The sequence below is a fragment of the Stappia sp. genome, assembly GCF_048268045.1.
In the GTDB taxonomy this organism is placed as follows: Bacteria; Pseudomonadota; Alphaproteobacteria; order Rhizobiales; family Stappiaceae; genus Stappia.
In genome coordinates this window covers 39,966-50,130 of record NZ_JBLWWG010000019.1, presented here as the reverse complement: position 1 = coordinate 50,130, position 10,165 = coordinate 39,966, and the positions used below count along the sequence as shown (strand labels likewise).

5 protein-coding genes are annotated in these 10,165 nt (G+C 66.7%); 1 reads left to right on the top strand and 4 read right to left on the bottom strand.

Annotated features, from left to right (window positions below):
• Positions 1–525: 525 nt before the first annotated feature.
• From prfB to ACN0WF_RS19585, 3 genes are all read right to left on the bottom strand, one after another.
• Positions 526–1,657, bottom strand: a protein-coding gene (prfB, locus tag ACN0WF_RS19595) for a peptide chain release factor 2 (protein WP_417774458.1) whose coding sequence is annotated in 2 segments (ribosomal slippage) — positions 526–1,587 and positions 1,589–1,657 — 1,131 coding nt in all. Because the reading frame shifts where the segments join, the coding sequence is not laid out codon by codon here.
• 222 nt (positions 1,658–1,879) lie between these two features.
• Complete coding sequence (locus ACN0WF_RS19590) at positions 1,880–4,330, bottom strand: penicillin-binding protein 1A (RefSeq protein WP_417774460.1); 2,451 nt, start codon at positions 4,328–4,330, stop codon at positions 1,880–1,882.
• 315 nt (positions 4,331–4,645) lie between these two features.
• The gene (locus ACN0WF_RS19585) at positions 4,646–5,929 is read right to left on the bottom strand and encodes an N-acetylmuramoyl-L-alanine amidase (protein WP_417774457.1); all 1,284 of its coding nucleotides are present in this window, start codon (positions 5,927–5,929) and stop codon (positions 4,646–4,648) included.
• Between the two features lie 862 nt (positions 5,930–6,791).
• On the opposite strand from ACN0WF_RS19585, the gene ACN0WF_RS19580 reads away from it, so the two are divergent.
• Positions 6,792–9,443, top strand: coding sequence for a ribonuclease E/G (locus tag ACN0WF_RS19580; protein ID WP_417774456.1), 2,652 nt, complete (start codon positions 6,792–6,794; stop codon positions 9,441–9,443).
• A gap of 150 nt (positions 9,444–9,593) precedes the next feature.
• Here the strand turns inward: ACN0WF_RS19580 and ACN0WF_RS19575 are convergent, their stop codons facing one another.
• Entirely contained in the window at positions 9,594–10,115 is a 522-nt protein-coding gene (locus ACN0WF_RS19575; protein WP_417774455.1) for a DUF4405 domain-containing protein, read from the bottom strand.
• Positions 10,116–10,165 lie beyond the last annotated feature (50 nt).

Sequence of the window (10,165 nt, the reverse complement as noted above, 5' to 3'; positions counted from 1 at the left end):
GCATCGCCGACCGCGCCCCCCGCACCACCCTCACCCCGGGCTTGACCCGGGGCCTATTGGGGCCCGCCGCGCCCGCAGTATAGGCTCCGCCACCCGCGGGACCGCCCGGGCCCGGCAGCCCCCCGCACCCCTCCCCCCTCCCACTGCCCCCTGCCCGCCCGCCCCCCCGTCACCGCCCGCACCCCCACCCGCCCCATCGCCGGCCGCCGTCCTCATCTCTGCTCCCGCATCGCCGGCCATCGCATCGCCGACCGCGCCCCCCGCACCACCGTCACCCCGGGCTTGACCCGGGGCCTATTGGGTCCCGCAGCGCCCGCAGTATAGGCTCCGCATCCTGCGGAACGCCCCGGACCGACCAGCCGCCTCAACCGTACCGCCATCCAATAGGCCCCGGGTCAAGCCCGGGGTGACAGCGATAGCGCCAAGCAGGTCGGGGCGACATCCGGTCCGGCACCGCCCGGCGCAAGCAAAAAAAAGGGCGGCTCGGGGCCGCCCTTTCGCGTTTCGTCGATAGGCGCTGTCGGCCTATTCCACGTCCTCGATCGTGCCGGCCTCGCCGCCGAAGGCGCGCTGCGCGAGCGCGGCCTCCATGAAGGCGTCGAGATCGCCGTTGAGCACGTCGCCCGGACTGGTGCTTTCCACGCCCGTGCGCAGGTCCTTGACGAGCTGGTAGGGCTGCAGGACGTAGGACCGGATCTGGTGACCCCAGCCGATCGACGTCTTCGACGAGGCCTCGGCGTTGGCCTTCTCCTCGCGCTTCTGCAGCTCCAGCTCATAGAGCCGCGCCTTCAGCATCGACCAGGCGGTGGCCCGGTTCTTGTGCTGCGAGCGCTCGGACTGGCACTGCACCACGATGCCGGTCGGCTGGTGGGTGATGCGCACCGCCGAGTCGGTCGTGTTGACGTGCTGGCCGCCGGCGCCCGACGCCCGGTAGGTGTCGATGCGGCAGTCGCTCTCGTTGACCTCGATCTCGATCGAATCGTCGATGACCGGATAGACCCAGGCCGAGGCAAAGCTCGTGTGCCGGCGCGCCTGGCTGTCGAACGGCGAGATGCGCACCAGCCGGTGCACCCCCGATTCCGTCTTCAGCCAGCCATAGGCGTTCTCGCCCTTGATCTTCAGCGTCACCGACTTGATGCCCGCCTCCTCGCCGTCGTGGATCTCGAGCACCTCGACCTTGTGGCCGTGCTGCTCTGCCCAGCGGGTGTACATGCGCATCAGCATGTTGGCGAAGTCCTGGCTCTCGGTCCCGCCGGCGCCGGCGTTGATCTCGAGATAGGCGTCGTAGGGGTCGGCCTCGCCGGACAGGAGCGATGCGATCTGGCGCCTCTCGACGTCGGCCTTCAACGCCTTCAGCGCGGCCTCCGCCTCGGAGACGACGTCCTTGTCGCCCTCCATCTCGCCAAGCTCGATCAGCTCGAGATTGTCGGCAAGGTCGGCCTCCAGCTTGTGGACGCCGGAGATGCCGTCCTCGAGCTGCTGGCGCTCGCGCATCAGCTTCTGCGCCTTCGTCGGATCGTCCCAGAAACCCGGGACCTCGGACGCGGCGTTCAGTTCATCCAGACGGGATACGGCTGTATCCCAGTCAAAGATGCCTCCTCAGCAGGCTTATGGCCTGCTTGATTTCGTCGACCACCGCCTCGGTTTCGGCGCGCATGGCAGTTCCTCGTTCGATGAAAGCCGCCGGTCGCGGCTTCAGGTGAAGGGATGGGTCCGGCCGTGCGGGACGGCCGCCGGACGGGCATCGCGCATGTAGCGCAAGCCCTGTCGCGGGCGGACCATAATGGAAGCCGGACGCCTTCGCAAACAGCCAGTTCCCGGGCCGGAAACGAAAAGGGGCGGCCCTCGCGGACCGCCCCGTCTTTTGGATGTGTCGCGGTCAGTAGAGACCGCCGGTGCCCGTCATAACCGCCTGCCCCGCCTCGGGCGAGACCGTGCGCGGGATGCCGATCTCGTCCTGGAAGCCGATGATCGAATACTCGTCCGGCGGTGCGGTGCCCGGCTTGAACGCCTCGAGAATCGTGCCCGGCGCGCCGGCCGCGGCACGAAGGCCCGTCTTGCGGTTGATCGGGATGAGCTGGAGCCCCTTCGGCACGCGGAACTCGACCGGCGGCGTGTCGGACAGCGCGTCCTTCATGAACGCGGTGAAGATCGGCGCCGCCACCTGGCCGCCCGTCGCGCCGCGGCCCATCGGCTTCGGCGTGTCGTAGCCGACGAAGACGCCAACGGTCAGGTCCGGCGTGAAGCCGACGAACCAGGCGTCCTTCTCGTCGTTGGTGGTGCCGGTCTTGCCGGCGATCGGACGGCCGACCTCGCGCACCTTGGTGGCGGTACCGCGCAGCACGACGCCTTCCATCATCGAGGTGATCTGATAGGCGGTCATCGGATCGAGCACCTGCTCGCGGTTGTCGATCAGATCCGGCTCGCCCTGGTGCTCCCAGGTTTCCACCGCGCAGGTCTCGCAGATGCGGGTCTCGTGGCGGTAGACGGTCTTGCCGTAGCGGTCCTGGATGCGATCGATAAGCGTCGGCGTCACCTTGCGCCCGCCGTTGGCGATCATCGCATAGGCGGAGACAAGGCGCATGACGGTGGTCTCGCCGGCGCCAAGCGCCATGGCCAGAACCGGCTTCATGTCATCGTAGATGCCGAAGCGCTTGGCGTATTCGGCCACCAGCGGCATGCCCATGTCCTGGGCCAGACGCACGGTCATCACGTTACGCGAAAGCTCGATGCCCAGACGCAGCGTCGAAGGGCCGTAGAACTTGCCGCCATAGTTCTGCGGCCGCCAAATCGGCAGGCCGGGCCCCTGGCTGATCTCCAGCGGCGCGTCCATGACAACGCTCGAGGGCGTGTAGCCATTGTCGAGCGCGGCCGCGTAGATGAACGGCTTGAACGCCGAGCCCGGCTGGCGATAGGCCTGCGTGGCCCGGTTGAACTCGCTCTGCGCGAAGGAGAAGCCGCCGACCATGGCAAGCACGCGCCCGGTGAAGGGATCCATCGCCACCAGCGCGCCGGAGACCTTGGGGAACTGGCGCAGCTCATAGGTCGGGCCCGACGTTCCCTCGTGCTCTTCGACATAGACAACGTCGCCCGGATTGAGCACGTCGCCGGTGTTCTTCGGAGCCCGGCCGCCAACGCGCGCCCAGCTCATGTCCGAAAGCTTGATATCGACGGTCTTGCGATCGGTCGACAGCGCGCCGCTGATCAGCCGGCCGGGCTGAAGACCGACCTCGGCGGTATCGCCATTGGTCGACAGCACCACGGCCACCTTCCATTCGGGAAGATCGCCAAGCCCCTCGATCGCCGCGAGCTCGACACCCCAGTCGCCAGAGAGCTCGATGGTCTTGAGCGGACCGCGCCAGCCGCCGCCACGGCGCTCGTCAAAGGAGATGAGACCGTCCATAAGCGCCTTGCGCGCCTTGCGCTGCATCACCGGATCGAGCGTCGAACGCACCGACAGGCCGCCCTCGTAGAGCCCCTTTTCGCCGTACATGGCCATGAGTTCGCGGCGCACGCCCTCGGCGAAATACTCGGAGGCAAACAGATGCGAGCCACGGGTGCGCGGCGTCACGTCCAGATCGGCAGTCTTCGCCTCCTCGCCCTGGGCCGAGGTGATGTAGCCGTTCTGCACCATGCGGTCGATCACCCAGTTGCGGCGCTCGACGGCCGCGTCGTGCTCGCGGAACGGATGGTAATTGTTGGGACCCTTCGGCAGGGCGGCGAGATAGGCTGCCTCCGCGATGGTCAGCTCATGCACCGACTTGTCGAAATAGACGAGCGAGGCGGCGGCGACGCCATAGGCGCCCATGCCGAGATAGATCTCGTTGAGATACAGCTCGAGGATCTCGTCCTTGGTGTAGGTCTGCTCGATCCGCAGCGCCAGCAGCGCTTCCTTGATCTTGCGCTCGAACGACACCTCGTTGGTGAGCAGGAAGTTCTTGGCCACCTGCTGGGTGATCGTCGAGGCGCCCTGCGGACGCCGGCCGGAGCCGTAGTTGCGCGCATAGGAGACCAGAGCGCGGGCAATGCCCTCCGGATCGATGCCGAAATGGGTATAGAAGTTCTTGTCCTCGGCGGAAATGTAGGCTTCCTTGACCAGATCCGGCACGGCCTGGATCGGCAGGAACAGGCGCCGCTCCTTGGCATATTCGGCCATGAGCTGGCCGTCGCCGGCGTGCACGCGGGTCATCACCGGCGGCTCGTAGTTCTTCAGCGTGGTGTAATCCGGCAGGTCGCTTGCCTCTTCCTGCAGATAGATCCACGCGCCGGCGGCGACAATGAGCCCGAGCACCGTCCCGATGCCGAACAGGTAGCCGAAGAGTTTGATCAAGACCTTCATGTAGTCGGCTCATTCATTCCGAAACTGTCGTCCGCCGCACGAGGACACACCTCGTCCGGCCGGACACCCCGGCCCGGGTGACGCCATCGGTCGCGGTCAAAACCGCTTCGTCCGGTGCGCGTCCGCCCTGAGCCATCTGCTGCGGCCATGTTCTGTTGCAACGTTGCGCGATGTTCTCGCGTTTCGATGTCCTGCGCATGTCTCCGGCGTCTGTCTACAGGATTCGCTTCGCTGCGTCGCCGGAACTCGTCGCCCGCGTAAGCGTCTTCATTCCTAGACCAATATGGCGATGCTGAGGCGATGCCCCTAGCGGTCGACGGTCTTTGCATCCTTCTCGCCGTCCGCCGCCTCGCTCTGCGTCATCACCATCGCCTGATCGCCGAAGCGCTTGGCGAAATAGCGCTCGATCGCGGCGAAGATCGCCTCCGACATGCGGTCGCGCCATTCGTCCGTCGACATCAGCTTCTCGTCCAGCTTGTTGGACAGATAGCCGAGCTCGATCAGCGTCGAGGGCACATCATGGGCGGTCAGCACGCGAAAGCCCGCCGACCGGTGCGGGTTCTTCACGACCTGCGCCGCGCCGCGAAGCTCGCCGACCAGGTTTTCCGCGAACATGAAGGAGAACTTGCGCGTTTCCTGGCGCGCCAGATCGATCAGGATATCGGTGACGTCGTTGGGCTCGTCGGCAAGATCGATGCCGGCGATCACGTCGGAGCGGTTCTCACGCTCGGCGAGCGCGGCCGCGATCTCGTCGCTGGCCGTGTTGGACAGCGTGTAGACGCCGGCGCCGCGCACCTGGTCGCGGCCGACGCGCACCGAATCCGCGTGGATCGAGACAAGAAGATCGGCTTCCACGCTGCGGGCGATCTTCACCCGCTCGCGCAGAGGAATGAAAACGTCGTCGTCGCGCGTCAGGCGCACCTCGTAGCGCCCCGTCGCCAGGAGCTTGTCGCGCAGCCGGCGGGTGAAATCGAGCACCACCGCCTTTTCCAGCGTGCCGCCGGCACCGATCGCGCCGGTATCGATGCCGCCATGCCCGGCATCGAGCACGATCACCGGCTTGTGCCCGTCGCCGACGCGGGCGATGCGGTCGCCCTTGCGCGCCACCGGCTCGGCCGGTTTTGTCTCTTCCACCGACTTCAGGAACGCCGTGCGGTCCGAGCCGACCAGATCGAGCACGAAGCGGGTCGCCTGCCCGGAGACCGGCGGCAGCACGAAGGCCTTGTCGACGGCGACCGGTCCCGTGGCGTCGAGCACGATACGCGACTTTCCGGCCGCGAACTGGCCGAAGCGCCAGGCATGGATGAGCCCGCGCCCCTCCCGCCCGGCCGCGTCTTCGAGGTCGAAGCGCACCTCCGGCAGGTCGATGACGATGCGGTAGGGATCGGAAAGCGTCGAGACGGCGAATTCGACGGGACGGGAAAGGTCCATGACGAAGCGGGTGCGCGTCGCGTCGCCGGCGACGCGGGCCTCGCGCGCCACGACCGGCCCCTCGGGCTCCGCCCGCGCCGCGCCGCAGACGCCCGCGACGGCTGTCGCCGCCACCAGCACCGCCGCGACCAGCCGCGACAGACCGAAAGCCCTCTTCACCGTTGCCGTTCCCTGACCGTGTGTGTGTGCTCTGATTGCATGTGTCATGATTGCGCGCATGATCCCGCCGACTCGCCCCGGCAGTGCGGAGCGACGCGCCCGAGCCTAGTCATAGGCAAGTTAACCTTTCATTGACAATACGCCGATTGCCGCGGAATTGCGCCTGCTCAAGGCAAAACGCCTTTCGTTTCACGCAGCATGCTTGCCATATTCCGCGCCCGACCGTAAAAGAGTTTGAACGGCTCCTGCTCCTGAACATGATTCAGGCAGGCTGTCTCCAGCGCCCCGATACGGCGTCCGGTCTTGCCAACTGTCCTTGCGTCAACCGCGAACGATGATTTGGCACCGGTCTCCCACCCGGGGCGGCTCGCGCCCTTCGCGCAACCGGGCACCTTGGAGATCCGGCGTCGACACGTCCCGCAAGGGAAGTTCGCGGTGCCGATCCCGTCTCGCGCAATGCGCGAGACCCAGAGGAACACCCGTGAACCCGAGGGATGCCGGTCGACGGAGCGTCGGCGAGCTGCCGAACGTCACGGACGAACCGGACGGGAGCCGTTTGCAGGTCGGGTCAATCGGGCGAGATGCCCGCAAGACCGAACTGCCCGCGAAGCAATCCGGGCCTGGCCAATATCGCCAGAGCCGTACGTACATGGTCAATTGGGCGCTGCAATGAATTTTTGCGCGAAGACGTTCCGGGACGGACAAGGAACTGCCGGTTTCGGCGGGGCCGCTTCCTCTCGGATCGCCGCGCGGCGCGCCGTCCTACCCCTCTTCACACTCAAGAACAGAACGACCGAACTCTCGCAACGTCGGGCGCGTGCCTTATGCCGCCCCGCAGCGACGGTCGTGGAGATCCCCGTCAATGGCAAACAAGATGCTCATCGATGCCGCGCACCCGGAAGAAACCCGGGTTGTCGTCGTGCGTGGCAACCGCGTCGAGGAATTTGATTTCGAGGCTGCAAATCGCAAGCAGCTGCGCGGCAACATTTATCTGGCGAAGGTGACACGGGTCGAACCCTCTCTCCAGGCCGCCTTCGTCGATTACGGCGGCAACCGCCACGGCTTCCTCGCCTTCAGCGAGATTCACCCGGACTACTACCAGATCCCGATGGCTGATCGTCAGGCCCTCCTCGAGGAGGAGGAAGCCGACGCCCGCACCAACGACAGCGACGACGAGCGCCCCACGCGCAAGCGCGGTAAGGCCGCCCGCAACGACGACGAAGGCGAGACGAAGAGCGCCTCTTCCGAGGAAGGCGACAGCGACGCGGAGGCCGGCGACGAACAGGACGTTGAGTCCGTTGGCGCCGAGGATGCGATGGAGGAGGTGCCGCAGCGCGCCCGCCGCACCCGCAGGCAGTACAAGATCCAGGAAGTGATCAAGCGCCGTCAGGTGCTGCTCGTCCAGGTCGTCAAGGAGGAGCGCGGCAACAAGGGCGCGGCGCTGACCACCTATCTGTCGCTGGCCGGCCGCTACTCGGTGCTGATGCCAAACACCGCGCGCGGCGGCGGCATCTCCCGCAAGATCACCACGCCGACCGACCGCAAGCGCCTGAAGAAGATCGCCTCGGAGCTCGAGGTGCCGCAAGGCATGGGCGTCATCCTGCGCACCGCCGGCGCCAGCCGCACCAAGGCCGAGATCAAGCGCGATTTCGAGTATCTGATGCGGCTTTGGGAGAATGTACGCGACCTGACGCTGCAGTCCTCCGCGCCCTATCTCGTCTATGAGGAAGGCTCGCTGATCAAGCGCTCGATCCGCGACCTCTACAACAAGGACATCGATCAGGTCCTTGTCGCCGGCGATGAAGGCTACCGCGAGGCCAAGGACTTCATGCGCATGCTCATGCCGAGCCATGCCAAGAACGTCCAGCCCTACAAGGACGCCACGCCGATCTTCTCCCGCTTCATGGTGGAATCGCAGCTCGACGCGATGTTCTCGCCGCAGGTGACGCTGAAGTCCGGCGGCTACATCGTCATCAACCAGACCGAGGCGCTTGTCGCCATCGACGTCAACTCCGGCAAGTCGACCCGCGAGCACAACATCGAGGACACGGCCGTCCAGACGAACCTGGAGGCGGCCGAGGAGGTTGCCCGCCAGCTCCGCCTGCGCGATCTCGCCGGCCTGATCGTGATCGATTTCATCGACATGGAGGAGAACAAGAACAACCGGGCGGTGGAGCGCAAGCTCAAGGATTGCCTGAAGAACGACCGGGCGCGCATCCAGGTTGGCCGGATCTCGCATTTCGGCCTGATGGAGATGTCGCGCCAGCGCATCCGCACCGGCGTTCTCGAAAGCTCCATGACCCCCTGCCCGCATTGCCACGGCACGGGCATGATCCGCTCCGTCGAGTCGGTCGCGCTGCACGTCCTGCGCTCGCTCGAGGATCAGCTTCTCAAGGGCGCGACGCATCACCTCACCGTTCGCACGACGGCCGAGGCGGCGCTCTACATCCTCAACCAGAAGCGCCCGCACATCACCGACCTCGAAGCCCGCTTCGGTCTCGAGATCACCGTCGCCGCAGGCGAGATGGAAAGCGGTCACTACTACGTTCTGGAGCGCGGCGAGCTTGCCGAACCGCGCCCCGTCGACGATACGCCGCGCAGCGTCCAGCCTTCCACCGTCACCCCGATCATGATCGAGGAGGACGAGGAGGAGGAAGAGGAAGAGACGCCGGATCCGATTGTCGAGGAAAGCACCGGCGAGGACGACGGGCAGAACCGCAAGCGCCGCCGCCGCCGCCGTCGCCGCAAGCCCGGCAATGGCGAGGACGGTGCGCCGCGTGACGCCGACAATGCTGCCGACGACAACGACGACGAGCCCTCCGATGACGATGGCGACGACGCCGATGGCGAGGCCGCCAGCGCCGACGAGAGCGACGATGATCGCGCCGCCCGCCGCAAGCGCCGCCGGGGTCGCCGCGGTGGCCGTCGCGGCCGCCGCGATGGTCAGGGCGAGGAGGCCAACGGCCAGACCAGCGCCGAGGCAAACGAGCAGGACGGCACGGGAACCGGGGACACGTCGGCGACCGAGAGCGACGCCGGCAAGGCATCCGCTTCCGACGCCGGGCCCGCCGAGAGCCAGGCCGAGACCGACAGCCAGACACCGGCCGGCGACACCGCCGACAAGGCTCCTGAGGCAGAGGCGGCGGTAAGCGAGCCTGTCGCCGAGACGGTCGAGATCGAGGCCCCTGCCGCCGAGACGACCGAGGACGCTCCCGTCGAAACCGCGCCGGCTGCCGCCGCCGAGGAGACGGTTGCCGCCCCCGAGACGGCCGTTGAGCCCGAAGTTGAAACGCCGGTTGCCGCGGATGAAGAGGCCGCTGCCGACGGCGAGCCTCAGGACGAGACCGCGACCGGGGAAGACGTGGCTGACAAGGATCCCGCAGCGCCGGAGGCTCCGAGCGAGCCGGTGGTGGTGCGCGAGACCGTCACCGAGACCGGCGAGACCAACCAGACCGAGGAGGACCCCTCGGGGCCGAAGCGGTCCGGCTGGTGGCAGCGCCGCAGCTTCTTCTGAAGACACGCACGTTTCGCCTTCGGCGAGACAATATTTCGAAAATTAAGGGGGCGGATCGCAGGATCCGCCCCCTTTTTGCGCCTTTCGACAAGCCCATTCCAAGGCGCAGGTGGTTCGTGCGCCCGCCCCTGTCCCCGCCGGATCGCCTGTTCAATCCCCGTCGCCGAAGGCCACGTCGGCAACGAGCGCCGGTCCCCCCGTTTTGCCCGAAGCACGGGCGATCTCGCCAAGCGTCGCAGCCGCCGGATCGAGCTCGTCGCCGAGCCTGTAGCCTTTGGACATCAGGCGTTCCGCGAGCGCCGCAGGGCTCAGGTCGAACAGGGGGGCGACCTCGGCGATGGTGCCCCCTTCGATGGCGGACAGCGCGGCGCGCATCGGATTGCCTCCGGTTCCCGTCGCCGTCATCGCCGGCCAGGCGAAAACAAGCGACGCAGCGATCCCCAGCACCGCCGGCACGATCAGCGTCCGCCGTTTCAGATAGGTGCGAAAGCCGTTCCAGTTCCGCCACAGATGCAGTGCCACCGGCAGCACCAGCAGCATGGACAGCCACTCGTGCATGCCATGGAACGCAGCACTTCCGATGTGGAAGAACAAGGCCGCTCCGGACACGGCCGACACGGCGAAAAGGACGATGGTGCAGGTCGTCCCATGGGTCCTCAGAAACGTCTTCACGATGAAATCTCCATGATTGCGAACACAATGAAACACTGCTGCGCCGCACC

Bases quoted from the DNA above. Each gene is read 5' to 3' on its own strand.
- ACN0WF_RS19580 (WP_417774456.1), top strand. From the start codon at position 6,792: ATGGCAAACAAGATGCTCATCGATGCCGCGCACCCGGAAGAAACCCGG.